The sequence below is a fragment of the Mycolicibacterium setense genome (assembly GCF_000805385.1).
Lineage (GTDB): Bacteria > Actinomycetota > Actinomycetes > Mycobacteriales > Mycobacteriaceae > Mycobacterium > Mycobacterium setense.
Genome location: NZ_JTJW01000006.1, coordinates 382,348 through 403,836, shown reverse-complemented (window position 1 = coordinate 403,836; position 21,489 = coordinate 382,348). Strand labels below are relative to the sequence as shown.

The 21,489-nt window shown below is 65.1% G+C and carries 19 protein-coding genes and 1 pseudogene; 7 read left to right on the top strand and 13 right to left on the bottom strand.

Annotated elements, in window-relative coordinates; genetic code table 11:
* Positions 1–232: 232 nt before the first annotated feature.
* The 3 genes and pseudogenes from QQ25_RS31355 to QQ25_RS12595 form a co-directional block, all read left to right on the top strand.
* Positions 233–1,144: pseudogene (locus QQ25_RS31355) on the top strand (serine/threonine-protein kinase); the annotation flags it as partial.
* 36 nt (positions 1,145–1,180) lie between these two features.
* A complete protein-coding gene (locus tag QQ25_RS31350) occupies positions 1,181–1,849 on the top strand; it encodes a DUF2510 domain-containing protein (RefSeq protein WP_234711925.1) in 669 nt (222 codons plus the stop codon).
* Positions 1,850–2,027: 178 nt separating this feature from the next.
* Positions 2,028–2,714: a M14 family zinc carboxypeptidase gene (locus QQ25_RS12595; RefSeq protein WP_052235793.1), complete on the top strand. Its 687-nt coding sequence runs from the start codon at positions 2,028–2,030 to the stop codon at positions 2,712–2,714.
* Between the two features lie 12 nt (positions 2,715–2,726).
* On the opposite strand, the gene QQ25_RS12590 is transcribed toward QQ25_RS12595, so the two are convergent.
* Complete coding sequence (locus QQ25_RS12590) at positions 2,727–4,268, bottom strand: serine/threonine-protein kinase (protein WP_039378970.1); 1,542 nt, start codon at positions 4,266–4,268, stop codon at positions 2,727–2,729.
* A 373-nt stretch (positions 4,269–4,641) separates the two neighbouring features.
* Here QQ25_RS12590 and QQ25_RS31345 point away from each other — a divergent pair, with 373 nt between their 5' ends.
* Positions 4,642–5,241 carry a peptidoglycan recognition protein family protein gene (locus QQ25_RS31345; protein WP_324607895.1) on the top strand — a complete coding sequence of 200 codons (600 nt, stop codon included), beginning with the start codon at positions 4,642–4,644 and terminating at the stop codon, positions 5,239–5,241.
* Positions 5,242–5,332: 91 nt separating this feature from the next.
* Here the strand turns inward: QQ25_RS31345 and QQ25_RS12580 are convergent, their stop codons facing one another.
* Complete coding sequence (locus QQ25_RS12580) at positions 5,333–5,683, bottom strand: LppA family lipoprotein (RefSeq protein ID WP_082017513.1); 351 nt, start codon at positions 5,681–5,683, stop codon at positions 5,333–5,335.
* Between the two features lie 403 nt (positions 5,684–6,086).
* Between QQ25_RS12580 and QQ25_RS12575 the strand changes: the two genes are divergently transcribed.
* On the top strand, positions 6,087–6,851 hold the full coding sequence (locus QQ25_RS12575) for a hypothetical protein (RefSeq protein WP_052235792.1): 765 nt from the start codon (positions 6,087–6,089) through the stop codon (positions 6,849–6,851).
* A 355-nt stretch (positions 6,852–7,206) separates the two neighbouring features.
* The gene (locus QQ25_RS12570) at positions 7,207–7,842 is read left to right on the top strand and encodes a hypothetical protein (protein ID WP_039378968.1); all 636 of its coding nucleotides are present in this window, start codon (positions 7,207–7,209) and stop codon (positions 7,840–7,842) included.
* Between the two features lie 10 nt (positions 7,843–7,852).
* On the opposite strand, the gene smc is transcribed toward QQ25_RS12570, so the two are convergent.
* The 3 genes from smc to QQ25_RS12555 are packed head-to-tail and all read right to left on the bottom strand — an operon-like array spanning position 7,853 to position 12,179.
* Complete coding sequence (gene smc, locus QQ25_RS12565; RefSeq protein ID WP_039378967.1) at positions 7,853–11,440, bottom strand: chromosome segregation protein SMC; 3,588 nt, start codon at positions 11,438–11,440, stop codon at positions 7,853–7,855.
* A gap of 26 nt (positions 11,441–11,466) precedes the next feature.
* On the bottom strand, positions 11,467–11,775 hold the full coding sequence (locus QQ25_RS12560) for an acylphosphatase (protein WP_052235791.1): 309 nt from the start codon (positions 11,773–11,775) through the stop codon (positions 11,467–11,469).
* Positions 11,772–12,179, bottom strand: a complete 408-nt coding sequence (locus tag QQ25_RS12555; protein WP_039318821.1) for an OsmC family protein — start codon at positions 12,177–12,179, stop codon at positions 11,772–11,774. The genes QQ25_RS12560 and QQ25_RS12555 overlap by 4 nt, the downstream gene beginning before the upstream one ends.
* A 138-nt stretch (positions 12,180–12,317) precedes the next feature.
* On the opposite strand from QQ25_RS12555, the gene QQ25_RS12550 reads away from it, so the two are divergent.
* On the top strand, positions 12,318–13,163 hold the full coding sequence (locus QQ25_RS12550; protein ID WP_039378966.1) for an Rv0361 family membrane protein: 846 nt from the start codon (positions 12,318–12,320) through the stop codon (positions 13,161–13,163).
* A 3-nt stretch (positions 13,164–13,166) separates the two neighbouring features.
* Here QQ25_RS12550 and mutM read toward each other — a convergent pair whose 3' ends face one another.
* From mutM to QQ25_RS12510, 8 genes are all read right to left on the bottom strand, one after another.
* On the bottom strand, positions 13,167–14,033 hold the full coding sequence (mutM, locus tag QQ25_RS12545; RefSeq protein ID WP_039318817.1) for a bifunctional DNA-formamidopyrimidine glycosylase/DNA-(apurinic or apyrimidinic site) lyase: 867 nt from the start codon (positions 14,031–14,033) through the stop codon (positions 13,167–13,169).
* Between the two features lie 6 nt (positions 14,034–14,039).
* On the bottom strand, positions 14,040–14,732 hold the full coding sequence (rnc, locus tag QQ25_RS12540) for a ribonuclease III (protein ID WP_039378965.1): 693 nt from the start codon (positions 14,730–14,732) through the stop codon (positions 14,040–14,042).
* Positions 14,729–15,340, bottom strand: a complete 612-nt coding sequence (locus QQ25_RS12535; protein WP_039318814.1) for a YceD family protein — start codon at positions 15,338–15,340, stop codon at positions 14,729–14,731. Before QQ25_RS12535 ends, rnc begins: the two co-directional genes overlap by 4 nt.
* A 66-nt stretch (positions 15,341–15,406) precedes the next feature.
* Positions 15,407–16,144, bottom strand: a complete 738-nt coding sequence (sepIVA, locus tag QQ25_RS12530; protein ID WP_039318812.1) for a cell division protein SepIVA — start codon at positions 16,142–16,144, stop codon at positions 15,407–15,409.
* Between the two features lie 117 nt (positions 16,145–16,261).
* Positions 16,262–16,828, bottom strand: coding sequence for a hemerythrin domain-containing protein (locus QQ25_RS12525; RefSeq protein WP_039318810.1), 567 nt, complete (start codon positions 16,826–16,828; stop codon positions 16,262–16,264).
* Positions 16,829–16,913: 85 nt separating this feature from the next.
* Entirely contained in the window at positions 16,914–17,390 is a 477-nt protein-coding gene (gene coaD, locus QQ25_RS12520) for a pantetheine-phosphate adenylyltransferase (protein WP_039378964.1), read from the bottom strand.
* A gap of 51 nt (positions 17,391–17,441) precedes the next feature.
* A complete protein-coding gene (gene rsmD, locus QQ25_RS12515; protein WP_082017512.1) occupies positions 17,442–18,008 on the bottom strand; it encodes a 16S rRNA (guanine(966)-N(2))-methyltransferase RsmD in 567 nt (188 codons plus the stop codon).
* On the bottom strand, positions 18,005–21,460 hold the full coding sequence (locus QQ25_RS12510; protein WP_052235790.1) for a pyruvate carboxylase: 3,456 nt from the start codon (positions 21,458–21,460) through the stop codon (positions 18,005–18,007). Before QQ25_RS12510 ends, rsmD begins: the two co-directional genes overlap by 4 nt.
* Between the last annotated feature and the right edge of the window lie 29 nt (positions 21,461–21,489).

Below are 21,489 nucleotides of genomic sequence, written 5' to 3'. Positions count from 1 at the left end.
CTCCGTCGAGCGTGGGGGTGAGACCCGGACTCGCGGGGGAATCCGGACCTCACCCCCAGTAGGTTCCCAGTTTCCGTAACATCGGCCGCGACTCTGAACTGCGGTGATGCTGGTTATCTCAATCCGGTACCGGTCTGCGCGATAGGCGTCGGCCCGCTGCCAGATTCACAGCTCCTCCCACAGTCGCCGAGATTCGCCAGGGCCGCCGGCTATCTGCGTATACGATCCTGCAATGCCGCTTGGCGTTGGACAGAAGTTCGCTGGTTATACCGTGGTCAGACGGCTAGGAGCCGGAGGGATGGGCGAGGTGTACCTCGCCCAGCATCCCCGTTTGCCACGCCGCGATGCATTGAAGCTGTTGAATGCGGACATATCAGCGGATCCGACATTCAGGGAGCGCTTTCTTCGCGAGGCGAACCTCGCTTCGACACTGTGGCATCCCCATGTGGTCGGAGTACTTGATCGCGGTGAGCATGACGGCAAGCTCTGGATCGCAATGGACTTTGTCGACGGCGAGGACGCCGCCAGCCTGCTGGCGCGGCGCTACCCCGCAGGTATGCCGGCTGATTTGGTGAGCGCGATCGTCACTGCTGTCGCTTCGGCCCTCGATCATGCCCACAAGCGCGGTCTGCTGCACCGCGATGTGAAGCCGGCCAACATCCTGCTGACCGACGATGTCGACGATGACGGACAGCAGCGAATCCTGCTCACCGACTTCGGGATCGCGCGCACTATCGATGACCCCGGTGGGTTGACCGAAACGAACATGACCGTCGGCACGGTCGACTACACCGCGCCCGAACAGTTGATGGGCAATGATCTCGACGGTCGCACCGACCAATACGCGTTGGCGGCAACCGCTTTCCACCTACTTACCGGGGCACCACCTTTTCGCGATCCGAATCCCACGGTCGTGATCAGTCGCCACCTCAACAACCCTGCACCCGCGTTATCGGGGATGCACCCCGATCTCGCGGCACTCGATGACGTCCTTGCCACGGGATTAGCCAAGGCCCCGGATAACCGGTACGCGAACTGTAGTGCTTTCGCCCGAGCGTTGGCAGCGGCAATACCCGCCGTCGGATCTGAGAAGACGCGTCTGGCGCCGACGAAGTTGGCGCCCACACCAAAGAAGCCTGCCAAACGTGTGGACACAAAGGTGGAGACGACGCCGGCGACGATGTTGGCGCCCGGTTGGTATCCCGACCCCAGCGGAAGACAAGGCACGCTGTATTGGGACGGACAACAGTGGCGGACCGCCTCGATTCCTGAAAGTGTTCCGGCGGCAACCACTTCGGCGCAGTCAGCTCGGTGGAGCATCCCGGTGGTGGCGGTTCTGGGATTGCTTGCCATCGTGGTGGCAGGTGGCGCGTTCGCGTTGGTCAGCACAATCACAAATCAGCGAGGCGGGACAGCGCAGACGGCGCCGGCCCCAGTCACGGTCACCAGCCGGGTGCCGACGGAGCCGGTCGGAGAGCCTAGGACAACCACAGCGCCCGCCCCGTCGCCCACGAATTCCACAACAACGATCATCGTTACACCGACCCCCACCGCCACACAGTCGGCGCTGCCCGCACCAATGTTCCGCAACGGGCTCGTGGTCGGAACGTGCGACGAAGGTGGTTCGTGCGGAGTTAAGCAGCGGATTGCCCCGTATACGGATTCGGTGCGGCTTTACCCCAACGACCTCAAGGACGGTACCGCTGTGACGGTGGTGTGCCAGACCACCGGAGACCCGCGTTCCAACGCGGGCCGAGGGTCTAGCCACGTTTGGTACCGGCTGTACAACGGCGCCTACATCAACGCGGTGTACCTGAGCCTGCAAGAAGGAGTAACCCCAGCATGTTGATGACCCTTCGGTGAGGAACGTCCTGCTGGCAGCAGGTATCGCCAGTGTCTTGGTCACGATGGTGGCAACCTCGTGCATCCGTCAAGCTGATGAATCCAGCTCGGCAGCGCCATCGCAAACCTCGGGCAGGACACTCAGCGGATCACCGTCCACGTCGATGCAAGTTAAGCCCCACCCAGTGACCACTGAAACGGGCCAAACCGTAGACGACACCGGCTGGCAGGCGATCGGACTATCGGTGCAGTCGCGGCCGATCCGGGCGCGCACGGTCGGCCACGGCCCACACCGCGTGTTGTTCGTCGGCGGGATCCACGGCGACGAACCAGAGGGCGCTTACACCACCGGAGAACTTCCAAGTGCCTTCACCGCGGCCGGGCTCGCTGACATCGCCACCTTGACGATTCTCGAGGACGCCAACCCGGATGGCCGCGCGGCAAACACCCGCGGCAACGCTCACAGCGTCGACATCAACCGCAACTTTCCTGCCGCCAATTTCGATGCGGCTGCCCCTTCCAATGGAGGAACACCACTGAGCCAGCCCGAATCCCGAGCCCTCGTCGAGACAATCGACCGCACAACCCCAGAACTTGTACTAGTAGCCCATTCCTGGCTGGGCCGCGAGTTCGTGAACTTCGACGGTCCTGCCCGCGCCATCGCCGAGCGGTTCGCGAGGACCGCCGGGATGCCGGTCGAAGAGTCCAGTGCGTTCGCCCCGACACCTGGGTCGCTGGGCTCGTATGTGGGTCGCGACCGCGGTATCGCCGTCGTGACCATCGAAGTACTGCGGGGCTCTGACCCTGTTCAAGTGTGGGACAAGCTACGCCCAGCGCTGCTGGAAGCAATCCGCGGCGCCCAATCGTCCTGAGCCGATTGGGATTCAGCAGCGGAAAGGAACTCTGGGGTCGGTGACGTAATCCAGGACTTTTCCATAAGCGTCACCACCGTAGGATCGCACCTTGGCGCACATCTGGCCTTGAGTAGTTCCGCCTGGCACGAACACCGCGTATATCGGGTTTCCGTCTTCCGTCTCGGCACGCAATGAAGGACAGGTTTGGTCGGTGCGCAGGTAGAAAGCGCCCGGGTGTGCATCCAAAAGACGTTGTACCCCTGCCTCATACAGGCCTGGGGTGGTGACGGAGCCCAAGATGACGATGTATTGGCCGTTGCAAGCTGGACGGCTTATGGGCTGGCTCAGCCCCAAATCGCCGGAGCGTGCAGGCGGGTCGGCCGGTGGCGGCACGGGGTTGGGTTCAGGGGAGTGATCTGGCGGACTGGTAGAAGTGGTCGAGGTGATCGTCGGCGGCCTGTCTGGACTGTCCATGGATTCCGGCCACGGTGAGGCCGTCGGTTGAGGTTGTGGGTCTGGCGGGGATGACTGGCCGAGTCGAGCACCGAGGAACGCTACCAAGCCGACGGCCAGCAATCCGGCAGCAACGGCTGCCGCTATCAGCGGCCATCGCGGCGATGAACGCTCCTGACGCACAACTGGTTCGGGAGCCGCAGACGCCGGGAACGCATACATAGTGGGAGCGGCAGATGCGGGAACACCGAGCTGGGTGGCATCGCCCGAGCCGGCGACACGGGCCCCTCGCTGGGTGAGTGCAGTGGCGAAAGCCCGGCAGGTATCGAACCGTTGGTGTGGTTCTTTAGCCATCGCTTTGCCGAGCACGTCGTCGATATCGCCGAGGTCGGCACGAATGGAGGCCAACCGCGGAGGTGGTGAGGACAGATGATTGCCGATCACCACCGCGGGGTTAGAGTTGGAGAACGGCGGGGTGCCAGTGAGCAGGTGAAACGCTGTCGCAGCCAAGGCGTATTGGTCTGCATGGCCGTCCAGCGGCTGACCGGTAAGTTGTTCGGGGGCAGCGTAGGCGACCGAGCCCACCGTCACATTGGTGGCCGTCAATCCGCCGCTGTCGAAGGTGTCACGGGCAATGCCAAAGTCGGCCAACAGGATTCGACGATCTTCTTGACGCTTGTCGGTGAGCAGAATATTGGCGGGTTTGACGTCGCGATGCAGCAGGTAACGTTCGTGGGCGTAGTCGAGTGCCTCGGCGATTGCCGAAACGATTTCGAACACCTCGATGGGTGGCATGCCGTGTGGGTAGCGGTTCCGCAGAAGCTGGACGGCGTCTTTACCGTCGACGTAGTCCATCGTGATCCACAGTTGGCCGTCGTCCTCGCCGCGGTCGTGGACGGCCACGATGTGCGGGTGCCATAACGTCGCGGCGATGTCAGCCTCGCGAGCGAACCGAGCACGAAACTGCGGGTCCGCGCTGACTGCCGATGGCAAAATCTTCAGCGCCTCCTGACGGGGCAGCCGTGGGTGTTGCACGAGATAGACCTCGCCCATTCCCCCGGTTCCCAGCAAGCGCAGGATCCGGTAGCCACCGAACACCTGCCCTTCGGCAATCGACATGGGCGCATATTACCCATCTGTACCGAGTTGATCAGGCCTTTTACGGCGCATCATCGTGCGTGATTCCGTCCGCACCGGATGCCGGTCAGTTTTTCCAACGAGCGCCTGGCGACCTGAGTTGCTGCGTATCGTGACGACGATGGAGATGCAGCCCAGTCGCGGATACCGGGCGCGGCTTGACGCTCTGAGTCGTCGGCGGCTGCTCCAGCTCAGTGGCAGCCTCGGATTGGCCGCAACACTCGGTGCTTGCGCTGGCGGTACCGAATCGACTTCGACGCCCACCGCGCAACCCGCCAGCACCGCACCAGCGTTGCCGCCAGAACCGATCGCGGTCAGTCCGCAGCCACTGGAACCTGGGCTACCCACCGCCAAGATGGCCGGCGGCCAGCCGATGGTGGAGATCTGCCGTCGAGCCTGGGGCGCGGCACCGGCCAGGGCCGGTGGACGCCCGCACACCATTACCCGAATGACGCTGCACCACACCGCCGTTGTCCTCGGAGACAACCGCAATGCCCCCAGCCGATTACGCCAGCATCAGCAGTACCACCAGAACGACCGGGGTTGGATCGACATCGCCTACCACGTCGGCGTTGACCGTAACGGCAACATCTACGAATTGCGCAGCCCGGAGCTCGCTGGCGATACCGCAACCAACTACGACCCAGCTGGACACTTCCTAGTCCTCTGCGAGGGCGACTTCGACCAGGAAACCGTCTCCGAAGCCCAACTCAATGGTGCTGCAACAGCGTTCGCCTGGGCTGCCCAACAGTTCCGCTTGGCCAGCGGCACCCTGGGCGGGCATCGAGACTTCGCTGACACCGCCTGCCCCGGCGCCAACCTTTACTCCCACCTCACCTCAGGGGACCTGCATACACGTATCGATGCCCTCCTCGCCGCCGGGCCTGTCGATCTACTGCGCCTGTGCGGAGAAGAGGCCGCTACCAAGGTCGCTGCTATCGAGGCAGGCCAGTAACAGAGTGGGATGAGCGCCAGCACCAATTTGGTGAGCGTCATGCGCACTGCAGACGATATTGAGGCCGCTACCTGTTCTTGCTTGGCAGTCTTCAACCGGTGCTGCCAGTGATCAGCGCTGCGGCTTGGGATCCAAAGCGCAGCGTTGTCCCGGTGTCGCTGGTGAATTGTAGGTCGTGATTGTTGGGATGGTCTTTGAATACGGTGGGCTCGGTTGCGCCCAACGAAGAGACAGCTTGTTGCGCCAGGTCGACAGCCTTCTTCCAGTACTGTTCGGGAATTGGGTTGTCGGATACGTAGTTTCGTAGCAGTATCAGTTGTCTGTCTGATTGCTCATACGGCGGATTGCAGCCGCCTCTGCTGTCTGTACGTCGCCATTCCCAGGTCACAGACGGAGCGATGGCGGTGATCTGCTCGCCGAGCTTGATGATCGCGTACTCCATTTGTGTGTGTGTCTTCAAGTGACGGCAGGGTTTTCAGCGCGTCTGCTGCTTGGCTAGCTTGGCTGGCATCGGCGGGCTTGTATGGATTGCTCACGTGACATCCTGTCCCTAGTAGCGCAACCGAGGCGGGGCAGGTAATCGCGCTGAGTTGGTGGCGGACGGTGCGGTTCAAGGTCATAGGCGCTGTGCTCATTTGTCCGGGATCGGTGTCGTCAGGGGCTTCCATCGCGTAAACGTGGCCTGGTTGCATCTGTAGGTCTTGCGGTGTCGACGCTTCGATCCCTCAGGCAAACTATGCTGCGCGGTTGTAGGTGGCGAGTTGCTCGCCGAGTACGGTGGTGGGTGGTTGCGCCGCTCCTACGGGACAGAGTCCTCTCTGTAGAGACGATGCCAAGGGGGTGTGATGAGTAGCAATGGCTCACTTCGCGGCAGTCACCTCGTATTTCTGGTGGGGGTATTCGCCTTCCTCGTGCAGCTTCCGATAACGGTGTGGATCACGCTCGGCGTGATCGCAGGCATTGTGGGTGTGATTGCACTCTCTATACGGGCAGTAGAGCATCGCAGGGAAATGCGCGCAGTACAGGTAGAGCAGATGTTCATCGGGCGAGCCGCCGAAGCTGCTGCCGTCGAAGAGAGAGTCCGAATGGCATGGAAACAGCGCATTGAGACCCTCGGCGTAGGAAACGCGCAACTTATCGACTCCGCACTCTCAGCTTTAGAACAACTAAGTGCGTCGGAAGCCGCTCGAACAGGGTGGCTCGGTGACGTCGATTTCGCGCCAGACATCCGAGGAATCACTGACAACTTCGAGAAAGCACATGCCCTACGAAAAGTTGTCAACACGTTGTCGGCTCTGGATAAGCCGAGCGACGATGACCGCCGAATTCTCGCGGAAGCGAAGAACGCTATCGCCAACCTGGAACGTACTGCGAGCGAGCGAGTAGATTCAATCGTGAAGTGTGCTAGGGCGGTACGCCTCATCGACAAAACGCTAAGCGACAAACGCCAGGACGCGAAGACTGCGGAGCAACGCGCGGAACTGCACGCCAAGTTGAGCGGCATGCTCTATGCGATTGAGGCCGCGCCAAACACCACGGCCACGGATTCGGCCATCGATGCGGTGATGATGCGAGCCAATGCGTTCCGGGAAATCATGAGATCCAACTAGCGCGCGACGACGAGTGCGTGCTTATCGATTGACCCAGACCGGAGGGCTGCCCCGAAAGGCAGCCCTCCGGTTTTACCGATTAACGGGACACATTAGAAAGCTTGAGACGCGCACGACAAGCGCGTGACAAGCGGGTGACAAGCGGGTGACAAGCGCGCTGAGAATATGACACGCGTGCTGAGAACCTACAACCCCCACGCTCGCCACAATGTTGCCGAAGTGATTTCAGAACGCGGTGCGCCTGCACATTCGAGTAGTCCACTACGCATGCGCCGCGAATGATCATGGCGTGATCATTTCGGTATCACGGCCGGCAACCCGTCGGCGGGGACAACCGGACACAAGGCACACTGCCATGACTACGAACACTCCAGCCGTCAGCACCACGACGCAGCCGCGCCCCAGGCGGCGACGCACCAACACCACCAGCAAGAGACCGACAGCGGCGAACGCGGCGATCATCGGGCTGATCGGCACCCTCGGCGGGGCGCTGATCGCGGCCATGCCGTCAATCCTCGACAGAATCGGCCCCGGGGATGGCAACGTCCCGTCCACGCCCGTCACGGAGATCCAGGGCTCTGGCCACGTTTGGGTCGACAAGGTGAAGTTCAGCGATTCCGGTACCAAGGTCACCGTGTCGGGCTCGGCCGTACCTCGCGTCGAGGCCGTCGGCGTGATGATCAGCCCGCCGGACGCCGGTGACCCGACCTGGTCCGCGGGCACGAAGGTCTCCGACGGCAAATGGAGTGTGGTTGTCAGTGCCGACCAGAAGATGCCATCGGATGTCGAGATCAAGGCGTATTACAAGGAGCGCACCGCCTCAGCCATGCCCGTCATGAAGTCGTACGTGACGTTCCAGTCAGCCTCGACCACATCGACGGCACCCCCGCCGGCCCCCGCACAGGTGACCGACTGCCCGGCTCAGACGGCCGAAGGTTGCTTTACCGGGCCCGGCTGGGGACCGCCGTCGATCTATCGAACAGGTTCATAGCCAACCTTTTTCAGCCCGAGCTTGCCGCCAGTTCCTGCCCCCGCATCCGCTGCGAGATCACCGTGGTGATGCCGTCACCTTGCATGCTCACGCCGTAGAGCGCGTCGGCGACCTCCATGGTGGGTTTCTGGTGAGTGATCACGATCAGCTGAGAACGCTCACGCAGCTGCTCGAACAGGCTGATCAGTCGGCGCAGGTTCACATCGTCGAGCGCTGCCTCAACCTCGTCCATCACATAGAACGGCGACGGCCGCGCCCGGAAGATCGCCACCAGCATGGCGACTGCCGTCAATGACTTCTCACCGCCGGACAGCAGCGACAGTCGTTTGATCTTCTTGCCGGGCGGCCTCGCCTCGACCTCGATGCCGGTGGTCAGCATGTCCGCAGGGTTGGTCAGCAGCAGCCGGCCCTCGCCGCCGGGGAACAAGGTGGCGAACACCTTCTCGAATTCGCGCTCCACGTCGACGTAGGCCTCGGTGAACACCTGCAGGATCCGGTTGTCGACATCGGCGATGACATCGAGCAGATCGGTCCGCGCGGCCTTGACGTCCTCGAGTTGGGTGGACAGGAAGTTGTAGCGCTCCTCCAGCGCCGCAAACTCTTCCAGCGCAAGCGGATTGACCCGTCCCAGCTCCGAGAGTTCGCGTTCGGCCTTCTTGGCCCGACGCTCCTGTGTCGGCCGGTCGAACGGCATCGGCGCCGGTGCCATGACCTGCTCGCCACGCTCTCGTGCCTGCTCGTATTCGGCCATCTCCAGTTCCGTGGGTGGCAGTTCAACGTGTGGACCGTACTCGGCGACCAGATCGGCGGCAGGCATCCCGAACTGATCGAGCACCTGGGCCTCAAGCTGCTCGATACGAAGTGACGCTTGCGCTTTGGCCATCTCGTCGCGGTGCAGGGCATCGGTGAGCGCGGTGATTCTCGCGTTGAGTTCGGTGACCGCCTCGCGCGCCTGCGACAGCGCGGTGCCGCGCAACTGACGCTCGGTGGCCAGCTCATCACGCATCCGCGAGGCCACCGACACCACGGCGCTCAATCGCTGGGCGACGATGCGCCCGGACTCGGACACCGCGGCCGCCACCCGCGCCGCGTGCTCACGAGCCTCACGGGCGCGTTGTGCCCGCACCCGGGCCTCGCGCTCGGCCGCGGCGGCCCGTCGCAGTGAATCAGCCCGTCCGCGAACCGCATTCGCGCGTTCCTCAGCAGTGCGCACCGCCAGTCGGGCCTCGACCTCGACCGAACGCGCCGCCTCGGCGGCAGCCACTGACGCCTGACGGTCGACGGGCTCGGCCTCGAATGTCGGAAGCTGTTCGGCGTTGTGCAGCCGGGACTCGAGTTCGGTGAGTTCCTCAACCGTCTTGGTACGTCCGGCTTCCAGCTCGTCGCGTTGGCGGATCAGGCGCTGCCATTCGTCACCGGCCCCACGCGCGTCTTGCCCCAGCCGGCCCAGCTGCTCATAGATCGCCGAGATCGCGGCGTCGGATTCGTTGAGTGCGGCCATCGCCTCTTCGGCTGACTCCTGCCGCGCCGCCTGCTCGGCCAACGCACCAGACAATGCTGCCGCCAGTTCACCGGTCTGCCGCTCGGTGACCTCCAATTCCGCTCGGGCCTTGTCGATCTCGGCGCTGATCTCGAGTGTGGAGGGTTTGCGGTCAGAGCCACCGCTGATCCAGCCGGCACCGACCAGGTCACCGTCGGCGGTCACCGCACGCAGGTCCGGCCGATCCGACACCAATCGCACCCCGGCGGGCAGATCGGCGACCACGGCCACCCCGGCGAGCATCGCGGTGATCGGCCCCCGCAACCGATCCGGGACGGAGACCACGTCGTTGGCCCAGATCGCACCGTCGGGCAGCACACCCGAGGGCGCCGAACCGTTGGCCTTCCAGTCCCCCAGCAACAGCGCTGCCCGGCCGCCGTCGGACTCCTTGAGCGCGGCGACGGCGGCTGCGGCGACGCCGAAATCCTCGGCTGCCAACGCGTCGGCAGCCGCACCCAGAACGGTGGCCACCGCCACCTCATGCCCCGGCCGCACCTTCAGATGTTCACCAATGCTGCCGAAAAGGCCTGTGCCACTGTGGTTCTTCTGCAGCCAGGCGGCGCCGTCCCGCCGGTCCAGGCTGACCGAGAGGGCCTCGATCCGGGCCCGCAACGAGGCGACCTGACGTTCAGCGGCACGCTCGGCAGCCTGCAATTCGGCCACCCGCTCATCCGCGAGCCGCAGCGCGGCCACCGAGCGATCGTGCTGCTCGTCCAACCCCACTTCGCCGGCGTCGAGCTCGCTGACCCGACTCTGCACGGTCTCGAATTCAGCTTGCGTCTGTTGAGCTTTGGCGGCAGCCTCCTCGATGTTGACCGACAGGCGCATGACACCCTCATCGATCGACTCCACCCGGGTGCGCATCGTGTCGACCTGACCGGCCAATCGCGCCAGCCCTTCGCGCCGGTCCGCCTCGGCGCGTGCGGCCTCGCGCGCGGCCCGCTCGGCCTCAGAGGCGATTCGCTCCCGCTCGGCCAACTCGGCGCGAGCGGTCTCCAAGACGATGCGCGATTCCTCGAGCTCGCCGAGCAACTCCATCTCAAGCTCGGCAACCTCGTCGGCCTCGGCCTCCAGCGCCTCCGGGTCCTGCCCCGTGGAAACGTCGGGTTCGGACTCGAACAACTGAGCTCGGTCGGTCGCGATACGCACCGTGGCACTCACCCGTTCGGCCAGGGCCGAGGCCCGGAACCAGGTCTGCTGGGCGGCCTCGGCACGGCGGGTCAGTTCGGCCACGGCGGCCTCGTGGGCCTGCAGTTCGACGGTCGATGCTTCCAGGCGGACGGTCGCCTCGTCATGCTCGCGGCGCAATGTCGTCTCGGCCTGGTTGGTGTTGTGGAACTCGACCTGCCGTCTCACCAGGTCGTCCGCGGCCAGCCGCAGCCGGGCGTCGCGCAGATCGGCCTGGATGGTCGCCGCACGGCGGGCCATCTCGGCCTGACGTCCCAGCGGTTTGAGCTGGCGGCGCAACTCTGTGGTCAGATCGGTCAGGCGGGCCAGGTTCGCCGCCATCGAGTCGAGCTTGCGAACCGCCTTTTCTTTGCGTTTGCGGTGCTTGAGCACCCCGGCGGCCTCCTCGATGAAGGCGCGGCGGTCCTCGGGACGCGACTCAAGGATCTCGGCGAGCTTGCCCTGGCCGACGATGACGTGCATCTCGCGGCCGATGCCGGAGTCGCTCAACAGCTCCTGGACGTCCATCAACCGGCAGCTGCTGCCATTGATCTCATATTCGCCTGCGCCGTCGCGGAACACCCGGCGGGTGATCGACACCTCCGAGTACTCGATGGGCAGCGCGTTGTCCGAGTTGTCGATGGTCAGCGTCACCTCGGCGCGGCCCAGCGGCGCCCGCGAAGACGTGCCGGCGAAGATGACGTCCTCCATCTTGCCGCCGCGCAAAGTCTTGGCGCCCTGCTCGCCCATCACCCAGGTCAGGGCGTCCACGACGTTGGACTTGCCCGATCCGTTGGGGCCGACGACGCAGGTGATGCCGGGTTCGAATCGCAGAGTCGTCGGCGAGGCGAAGGACTTGAAGCCCTTCAGCGTCAGACTCTTGAGGTGCACGGCGATTTACCCTACCGCCGACTCGGCTACCGTTCGGTGAACCCCACCATCGGGGCGTCGACATCTACCCAATCTGCGACGACGTTATCCACCGAACCCGGGGTCTGGCCGCTCTGCAGCAGCTCAAGCAATCGCTGACACTTCTCCCGGGGCCCCTGTGCCACGACATGCACGCGGCCGTCGGGCCGATTCGAAGCAAACCCGGTCAGACCCAACTCCAGCGCCCGGGACCGGGTCCACCAGCGGAACCCCACGCCCTGCACATGACCGTGCACCCAGGCGCTCAGACGCACCTCGGATTCGGGCCCGGCTTCGGGGAGTTCCGGTCCGGTCATCGAGTGGCGACCTCGAACTTCACCTCGGTGCCGGATTTCAGCGTGCGTCCGACTGTGCAGACCTGATCGATCGCCCGCTCGACCACTGTCAACAGCCTGGCGACCTCGGTCTCCGACAGGCCGGACACGTCGATCTCGAGCTTCTCCTCCAGCAGCGGGTAGCGCTCCTGCTCCCGGTCCGCCGGACCCGACACCCGGATCGTCGCGGGATAGTCGTCGCCCAGGCGTCGCCGCAACGGCTGATCGCTGGACATCCCACTGCAGGCGGCGAGGGCGATCTTCATCAGTTCCCCCGGTGTGAACACGCCCTCGACGTCCTCACTGCCGACGAGCACCTCTGCACCCCGCGAACTGCGCCCCACGTACCTGCGGACGCCGGTGCGGTCAACCCAAAGTTCGGTCATGCGGTATTTCTACACGCCGCGACACCCGGTTATTCCAGCGGTGATGCTCCCCCCAGCGCCTCGGCGGCCCCGGTTCACCACGGCGGTGGAGCAGGCAGCGACGATAGACTCGGTAGACCGACTTCGCCGAGGAGCACCGTGACCTATCCGCCGAGCAATCCGCCCACCCCGCCATCGGGTTCTCCCGGGCCGTGGCAGCAGCCGTATCAGCAGGGCGGGCCTCAGGGATATCCGAACACCGGCGCCAACCCTGCGTATCCGTACGGAGCACCTCAACAGCCTGAGCAGCCCTACGGCTCACCGTATGGAGCGCCCCAACAGCCCGAGCAGCCCTACGGTTCACCGTATGGAGCACCTCAACAGCCCCAGGATCCGTACGGCTCACCGTATGGAGCACCCCAACAGCCCCAGGATCCGTACGGCTCGCCGTACGGAGCGCCCCAGCAGCCGTACGGCTCCCCATACGGGGCCCAGCCCTACGGTGCACCGCAACAGCCGTACGGCTACCCGACGCCCAAGCCACCCGGCGGAGGCAACGGGAAACTGTTCGCGATCGCCGGTGTCGTCTTGGCCGTGCTGGTGTTGGTCGGCGGCATCGCCTTCTTCGCGTTCGGCGGTTCGGATTCAGGGAGCCGCAACAGCGCGGGCTCCTCGCAGTCCGGCGAGAGCTCCGCCGAGCAGGAGGTCCGGGACTTCCTCGATGAGGTGATGTCGAGCAGCAGCGACCTGAACGAGGCGCTGCCGTACTTCTGCCAGGCCGATCAGGACCTGTTCGACAAGATCGGCGGTCTGGATGCGATCGACATCCCGAAGACCACCGACTCCAGCGGTACCGCGGAGATCACCGACATCACGGTGAATGGCAACAAGGCAGTCGTCGACATCTCCAGCAGCGCGGGCCCCGGCAAGCTGTACCTGCGCAAGGAAAGCGGATCGTGGAAGATCTGCATGTCCGACATGCCGGGCATGCCCAGCATCCCTTGATCGTCAGCCCCGGGGACGGGGCTGACATTTCGGGCAGTAGAACGATGACCGGTTCATGAACTTGTCGCGGCGCATCACCGCGCCACAACGCCGGCACGGTTCGCCTTCACGGCCGTAGGCGTCCAAAGACCGTTCGAAGTAACCGGATTCGCCGTTGACGTTCACGTACAGCGAATCGAACGACGTTCCGCCCTGACCGAGCGCGTCGGTCATCACCTCGGAGGCGGCGTCGAGCAACTCGGCCAGACGGCGGCGCGGCAGCAGTGCCGCGGTTCTGGCGCCGTTGATCTTTGTGCGCCACAGCGCCTCGTCGGCATAGATGTTGCCGATACCGGACACCACGGTCTGGTCGAGTAGCTGACGCTTGATCTCGGAATGCTTGCGCCGCAACACCGTAACCACATGGTCGCGGTCGAAGAGCGGGTCCAGCGGATCGCGCGCGACGTGTGCCACCGGCTGCGGCACAGCGGTGCCGTCCACGGTCACCAAATCGGCCAGTTGCCAGCCACCGAACGTACGTTGGTCGACGAAACTCAGGGCGGTACCGTCGTCGAGCACCGCGGCGATGCGCAGGTGCCGGTCGTCACGGATCGGCCCGAGCAGCATCTGGCCGCTCATCCCCAGATGCACCACCAGGGCTTCGGTCTCGTCGTGGCCGCCGTCCTCCCCCAACGTCAGCCAGAGGTACTTGCCGCGGCGGCCGGTTCCGGTGATGCGGGCGCCGAGCAGACGCGCCGTCAGATCCCCGGGGCCGGCCTCGTGACGACGCACCGCCCGCGGGTGGTGTACGCGTACCGCCGAAATCGATTTGCCCGCAACATGTTCCTGCAAACCCCGGCGGACTACCTCTACCTCGGGGAGCTCTGGCATCGGTGCTCACGCATTGTCGAGCGCATTCCAGGCCGCCGCGGCGGCCTTGAGCTCGGCCTCTTTCTTGTTGCGCCCCACGCCCCTGCCGTATTCGACATCGGCCACCACCACGACGGCAGAGAATTCCTTGTCGTGATCGGGCCCGGTGGAGGTCACCACATAGCTGGGGGCGCCGAGACCGCGCGAGGCGGTCAGCTCCTGCAGGCTGCTCTTCCAGTCCAGCCCGGCACCCAGTGTCGGCGCCGTGTCGAGCAGCTCACCGAACAACCGCAGGATCACCTCACGAGACGTGGTCAGGCCATGCTGCAAATAGATTGCGCCGAGCAGGGATTCGACACCGTCGGCGAGAATGCTGGACTTGTCGGCACCACCGGAGTTCTCCTCCCCCTTGCCGAGCAGCAGATGGCTGCCCAGGCCGGCATCGGTGAGACCACGACCGACATCGGCCAGCGCCTGGGTATTGACGATGCTGGCCCGAAGCTTGGCCAGATCACCCTCGGAGCGCTCGGGGTGGCGATGATAGAGCTCCTCGGTGATCGTCAGCCCGAGCACCGCATCCCCGAGAAACTCCAGCCGCTCGTTGGTCGGGAGGCCGCCGTTCTCGTAGGAATAGCTGCGATGTGTCAACGCGATGGTGAGCAGGTCGCCGGCGAGGTCGACACCGAGTGCCTCCAGCAACGCATCGTGCGAGTCGCTCACTCGTCGCCCCTGGGGCGATCGTCGTCGGGCAGCATGGAAGCCAGCTTGGACCATCGCGGGTCGATCTTGTCGTGGTGGTGCCCCGGCTCGGCGGTGGCCAGCGCGACCCCGCAGTCAGGGCACAGGCCCGGGCAGTCCGGACGGCACAACGGGGAGAACGGCAGAGCCAATCCGACCGCGTCGATGATCGGCTGTTCCAGATCGACCGTATCGGCCTGACCGGACGCGCCGACCCGCCCCATCTCGTCCGCCTCGGTGGTCTCGTCGGTGGTGCTGTCCGGGTACGCGTACAGCTCGGTGAGTTCGATCTCGACGTCACCGGTCAGTGCGGTCAGACACCGGGCACATTCGCCAACCGTCGGAGCCGAGACGGTTCCACTGACCAGCACGCCCTCCGACACCGCCTGCAGCTGCAGGTCCAGTTCGAGTGGAGCGCCCTTCTCGATCGCCACCAGCTCGGCCCCGATTCGGACCGGGCTGGGCACCGTCTCCTGGTGGGCCAGGAACGAACCCGGTCGCCGACCCAATCGGGAGACATCGATCACCAAGGGCGATCGGGGGCCTCTGTGGCCCGCGCCATGCCTGCCTGATCTCGCATGCGTCGCCATGCATCGATCCTACGGCGACGCCCGATCACACCACGACGCAGTGCGCGACGATGTCGCACGCCGTGGTCAGCGGGTGGCGTAGTCGTGCGTGCCCGCCGTCGTGCGCAGCTGATGACGCCCACGCCCGACGGATCGCAACGTGCCGTTGAGGAAGTCCTCGAACTCGGCCAGTTTGCTGTCGACGTAGATGTCGCACTCGCCGCGCAGCCGGTCGGCTTCGGCGTGCGCCGCATCGACGAGCCGGGTGGCCTCGGCGGTCGCCGTCGCCACGATCTCGGTCTGCGACACCAGGCGCTGTTGCTCCTTGATGCCTTCTTGCACGGCCTTCTCGTAGGACAGGTTCCCGTTCTCGATCAGGCGGTCAGCTTCCGCCTTGGCCCGGCCGGTACTCGCGTCATACTCGCGCTTGGCCGAGGCCGCCAGGCGGGCCGCCTCTTCGCGCGCCTCACCGACCATGCGCTCGGTGTGTTGACGGGCCTCGGCCACCATCCGGTCGGCTTGCGCCTTGGCGTCGGCGAGCAGGCGATCAGCCTCACTCCTGGCGTGGTTGAGCATGCCGTCGGCATCGGCGTTGGACTTCGACATCACCGACTCGCAGTGCTCCTTGGCCTCGCGCAACAGCGAATCACGCGCATCGAGCACGTCCTGGGCGTCGTCGAGCTCGCCGGGGATCGCGTCCTTGATGTCGTCGATCAGTTCCAGCACATCCCCGCGCGGGACCACGCAACCAGCGGTCATCGGCACACCGCGCGCTTCTTCCACAATCGCGCCGAGCTCGTCGAGCGCTTCAAAAACTCGGTACACGGCAAAACCCTCCAGGCCTCGTTGTTAGTGACTAGTGTGCCTGGTGTTACGCCTGTGACTGGGGAGCACAATCGGTGTGTCGCCCACAGCCATCGCCGGCCGTCAGCACCGGCAACGTCAGCGCATCGCCGCGCCGATGAGGTCTCGCGCCCGGTCGAGCATCGATGCGAACGGTCCCACAGCGAAGTTGAGCCCGGCGGATTCCACCCCGGGATGCGGGCGGGTGGGCGCGATCGCCTCGGCCGCCTGCACGGCCTTCACCATCCGCTCAAGTTCGTGGGCGTCGAGCTTGCGGTGCAGCTTGTCGAACTCGTCATGCTCCTCGTGCTCGGCATGGTCGATCACAGCCTCGCGGAAACTGGCGAGTTCCTTGATGAATTCGTCGGACTCGACGTCCATGCTCTCCAGCTTGGACAGCTGTTCCTTGGCGGCGTGTTCCTCGTGCAGGCGGGCATCGACGATGTCGTCGCCATCGGCCACCACATGACGCACCCGCGGGTGCACCACCATCTCCTCGGCGGTCTCGTGCACTGCCAGGAGTTGACGCAATTCGACGAACGCCTTTTCGCGGGCCTGAGGTGTGGAGGCGGAGAACACCTCATCGAACAGATCATCGATCAGGCGGTGCTGATCTTTGAGGAACTTCACGACATCTTCGGTGGATTGGACGAATGTCTTGGGCACGGCACGGACCTCCGCGGAATCGGTTTTCGAAGTAGGGCGCCATGGGCTGAGCGCCACTAAAACCAATACCCGTCGCAGTGGTGGGCTAACCGCCCAGCTTTTCCTGCAACCTGCGGTTCACCGCTTCAGGCAGCAACGCCGACACGTCGCCGCCCAACGACGCAACCTCCTTGGCCAATGACGACGACACGAAGGAGTACTGCGGCGTGGTCGCCACGAAGAACGTGTCGACACCGGCCACATGCTTGTTCATCTGCGCCATCTGCAGCTCGTACTCGAAGTCCGTGCCGGTACGCAGTCCTTTGACGATGGCGGTCAGCCCACGCGTCTTGACGAAATCGACCACCAGGCCCTGACCGGACTCGACCCGCAGATTCGGCAGGTGTGTGGTCGACTCGGCGATCATCGCGATGCGCTCGTCGAGATCGAACATGCCCTTCTTGTTGGGATTCACCAGAACCGCCACCACGACCTCGTCGAACTGCGCAGCCGCACGCTCGAAAATGTCGACATGGCCAAGGGTCACCGGGTCGAAGGAGCCGGGGCATACCGCGCCACTCATGGGTGACGACGCTACAGGCCGGCCCGCCCGGCACGGGCATCGACCGATCCCCTAGCCCGCTTCGGCGAGTTCCACACGCGTATCGCCGTATCGCCGGGCACTCAGCGCATCCCAGCCTTCCGGCCAATTGACCGGCCGACTCGATGCGCGCCGCTCCACCAGGACGACGCTGCCTACGGTGACCCACCCGGCATCGGCCAACACCGTGAGCATCGCGTCGACCGAAGCGTCGTCGAGGTCATACGGCGGATCGGCGAACACCAGATCCACCGGGCGTGTGACACCCTCGGCCAGCACCTTCTCGACACTGCCCCGGCGCACCGACGCCGCCCGGACACCCAGCGACGCGATGTTCTCCGCGATCACCGCGGCCGCGCGCTGATCGGCCTCGACAAACACCGCCGATGTCGCACCCCGCGAAAGTGCCTCCAGGCCAAGCGCTCCCGACCCCGCGTACAGGTCCAACACCGCCAATCCGGCGAAATTCAGCCGCGCCGCCAAGGCGTTGAAGACGGCCTCTCTGACCCGGTCGGAGGTCGGCCGGGTGCCCAGGCCGGACCCATGCTGGGGAACCCGGATCCGGCGGCCGCCGAACGCACCGGCGATGATGCGGGTCAGGTTAATCCCCCGGTCGCTTCGCTCCTGCCCGCCGAACCCGATTCCCCGGTGGCTTCGCTCCTGCCCGCCGAGCCGACCACCACCAGGAGGTCACCGCCCTCGACCTGTGCCGTGGTGGCCACCGCGACACGTTCGACGGTGCCGGCCTTGGGTGCGGTGATCGCGGCTTCCATCTTCATCGCCTCGATGGTGGCGATCGTCGCGCCGGCCTCGACGGTGTCACCGGCGGATACGCCGACGGTGACCACACCGGCGAACGGAGCCGCCACATGATCGGGATTGTTGCGATCGGCCTTCTCCGCGGCGGGCACCTCACTGGCGATGCTGCGGTCGCGCACCAGTACCGGGCGCAGCTGCCCGTTGAGAATGCACATCACCGTGCGCATCCCGCGCTCGTCGGCATCGGAGATGGCTTCCAGACCGATCAGCAGCTGCACACCGCGCTCGAGCTCCACGCGATGCTCCTCGCCGTAGCGCAACCCGTAGAAGAACTGGTTGGCGCTCAGACTGGAGGTGTCACCGTAGGTTTCGCGGTGCGCCTCGAACTCCTTGGTCGGCCCCGGGAACAGCAACCGGTTCAACGCGGCCTGCCGCTTGGGTCCCGGTGCGGCAAGCAACTGCTCGTCCTCGACCGAGAGCTCCTGGATCGGCTTGGCCGGACCCCGGCCCTCAAGAGCCTTGGTGCGCAACGGTTCCGGCCACCCGCCCGGCGGGTCACCGAGTTCGCCCCGCAGGAATCCGATCACGCTGTCGGGGATGTCGTAGCGCGCAGGATCGGCGGCGAACTCCTGGGCGCTGATTCCGGCCCCCACCATCGCCAGCGCCAGGTCGCCGACCACCTTGCTCGACGGTGTCACCTTCACCAACCTGCCCAACACCCGATCGGCGGCGGCGTAGTTGGCCTCGATCTCCTCGAACCGATCCCCCAACCCCAGCGCGATGGCCTGCTGACGCAAGTTGGACAACTGCCCACCGGGAATCTCGTGGGTGTAGACCCGTCCCGTCGGAGCGGGCAACCCCGACTCGAACGGCGCATAGACCTTGCGCAGCGCCTCCCAGTACGGCTCCAGATCGCAGACCGCGTCCAGGGACAGCCCGGTGTCGTACTCGGTGTGCGCGGCCGCGGCCACGATCGAGGACAACGCCGGCTGGCTGGTGGTGCCGGCCAACGGCGCTGCGGCCCCGTCCACCGCCGACGCGCCGGCCTGCCACGCCGCAAGGTAGGTCGCCAACTGCCCACCCGGGGTGTCATGGGTGTGCACATGCACCGGCAGGTCGAACCGCGACCGCAACGCACTCACCAACAGATGAGCCGAATGCGGGCGCAACAATCCGGCCATGTCCTTGATCGCGAGCACATGGGCACCCGCGTCGACGATCTGCTCGGCCAGCTTCAGGTAGTAATCCAGCGTGTACAGATTCTCACCAGGGTTGCTCAGATCCCCGGTGTAGGACATCGCCACCTCGGCGATCGCCGTACCCGTCTCGCGGACCGCGTCGATCGCCGGACGCATGGACTCGACGTTGTTCAGCGCGTCGAAGATCCGGAAGATGTCAATACCTGTTGCCGTGGCTTCCTCCACGAACGCCGAGGTCACCAGCTCCGGGTACGGCGTGTATCCCACGGTGTTGCGGCCCCGCAACAGCATCTGCAGACAGATGTTGGGCACCGCCTCCCGCAAGGCGGCCAGCCGCTCCCACGGATCTTCCTTCAAAAACCGAAGCGCCACATCGTAAGTCGCCCCACCCCAACACTCGATGGACAACAACTGCGGCATCATCCGGGCCACATACGGCGCCACCTTGAGCAGACCGGTGGAACGCAACCGGGTGGCCAACAGTGACTGGTGCGCATCGCGGAACGTCGTGTCGGTGACCCCGACAGCCTTACTGTCACGCATCCACCGTGCGAAGCCTTCGGGCCCCAACTCGATCAGACGTTGCTTGGAGCCCGCCGCCGGTACCGCCGACAGATCCAGCACAGGCAGCTTGTCCTGCGGGTACACCCCCGTCGGCCGCTCCCCGTTCGGCTTGTTCACCGTGACGTCGGCGAGGTAGTTCAAGATCTTGGTACCGCGGTCGGCCGGCGTGTGCGCCGTCAGCAGCTGCGGACGCTCGTCGATGAACGACGTGGTGACCCGTCCGGCACGGAAATCGGGATCGTCGATGACAGCTTGCAGGAACGGAATGTTCGTCGACACCCCGCGGATGCGGAATTCCGCCAGCGCACGCCGGGCCCGGGCCACCGCCGTGGAGAAGTCACGGCCGCGACAGGTCAGTTTGACCAGCATCGAGTCGAAGTGCGCCAACACCTCGGCCCCGACGTTGGTGCCACCGTCCAGGCGAACACCGGCACCGCCGGGCGACCGGTACGCGGTGATCCGGCCGGTGTCCGGACGGAAACCGTTGGCCGGATCCTCGGTGGTGATCCGGCACTGCAACGCCGCGCCGCGAATCACCAACGTGTCCTGGTTCAACCCCAGATCGGCCAGGCTCTCCCCCGCCGCGATCCGCAGCTGCGAGCCGACCAGATCCACATCGGTGATCTCCTCGGTCACCGTGTGCTCCACCTGAATCCGAGGATTGCACTCGATGAACACGTGATTGCCGCGCTCATCGAGCAGGAACTCGATGGTGCCCGCACAGCTGTAACCGATCTGACGGGCCAGCGCCACGGCGTCGGAGCAAATCCGTTCCCGCAGAGCAGGGTCCAGGTTCGGTGCCGGCGCCAGCTCGATCACCTTCTGATGCCGCCGCTGCACACTGCAATCCCGCTCGAACAGGTGCATCACGTTGCCCTGGGTATCGGCCAGGATCTGCACCTCGATGTGCCGCGGGTTGATGACCGCCTGCTCCAGATACACCGCGGGATCACCGAACGCCGACTCCGCCTCACGCGAAGCGGCCTCCACCGCCTCGGCCAACGCCTCCGGATCGGTCACCCGGCGCATCCCGCGCCCACCGCCGCCGGACACCGCCTTGACGAACACCGGGAACGCCATATCTCTTGCCGCAGCGACCAATTCATCCACCGAAGACGACGGCGCCGAGGAGGCCAGCACCGGCAGCCCCGCAGCTCGGGCGGCATCGATCGCCCGCGATTTGTTGCCCGTCAATTCCAGCACCTGCGCCGACGGCCCCACAAAGGTGATCCCGGCCTCCACGCACGCCGACGCCAACTCCGGGTTCTCCGACAAGAACCCGTAACCCGGATACACCGCGTCCGCGCCGGAATGCTTGGCGACCCTGATGATCTCGTCCACCGACAGGTACGCCCGTACCGGATGGCCGATCTCACCGATCTGATACGACTCGTCGGCCTTCAGCCGATGCAGCGAATTGCGATCCTCGTACGGGTACACGGCCACCGTCGCGATGCCCATCTCATAAGCAGCACGAAACGCGCGGATCGCGATCTCGCCACGATTGGCGACTAACAGCTTGGAAATCACGGGTAGACCTAACCGACAAGTTATTTCGG

Coding starts and splice junctions, on each gene's coding strand:
- QQ25_RS12535 (WP_039318814.1), bottom strand. CDS start 15,340: ATGGCGACGCATGCGAGATCAGGCAGGCATGGCGCGGGCCACAGAGGC.
- mutM (WP_039318817.1), bottom strand. CDS start 14,033: ATGCCAGAGCTCCCCGAGGTAGAGGTAGTCCGCCGGGGTTTGCAGGAA.
- QQ25_RS12570 (WP_039378968.1), top strand. CDS start 7,207: ATGACTACGAACACTCCAGCCGTCAGCACCACGACGCAGCCGCGCCCC.
- coaD (WP_039378964.1), bottom strand. CDS start 17,390: ATGAGTGGCGCGGTATGCCCCGGCTCCTTCGACCCGGTGACCCTTGGC.
- QQ25_RS12580 (WP_082017513.1), bottom strand. CDS start 5,683: ATGGAGTACGCGATCATCAAGCTCGGCGAGCAGATCACCGCCATCGCT.
- QQ25_RS12560 (WP_052235791.1), bottom strand. CDS start 11,775: ATGACCGGACCGGAACTCCCCGAAGCCGGGCCCGAATCCGAGGTGCGT.
- QQ25_RS12555 (WP_039318821.1), bottom strand. CDS start 12,179: ATGACCGAACTTTGGGTTGACCGCACCGGCGTCCGCAGGTACGTGGGG.
- QQ25_RS31345 (WP_324607895.1), top strand. CDS start 4,642: ATGGCCGGCGGCCAGCCGATGGTGGAGATCTGCCGTCGAGCCTGGGGC.
- QQ25_RS31350 (WP_234711925.1), top strand. CDS start 1,181: ATGTTGGCGCCCGGTTGGTATCCCGACCCCAGCGGAAGACAAGGCACG.
- QQ25_RS12590 (WP_039378970.1), bottom strand. CDS start 4,268: ATGTCGATTGCCGAAGGGCAGGTGTTCGGTGGCTACCGGATCCTGCGC.
- QQ25_RS12575 (WP_052235792.1), top strand. CDS start 6,087: ATGAGTAGCAATGGCTCACTTCGCGGCAGTCACCTCGTATTTCTGGTG.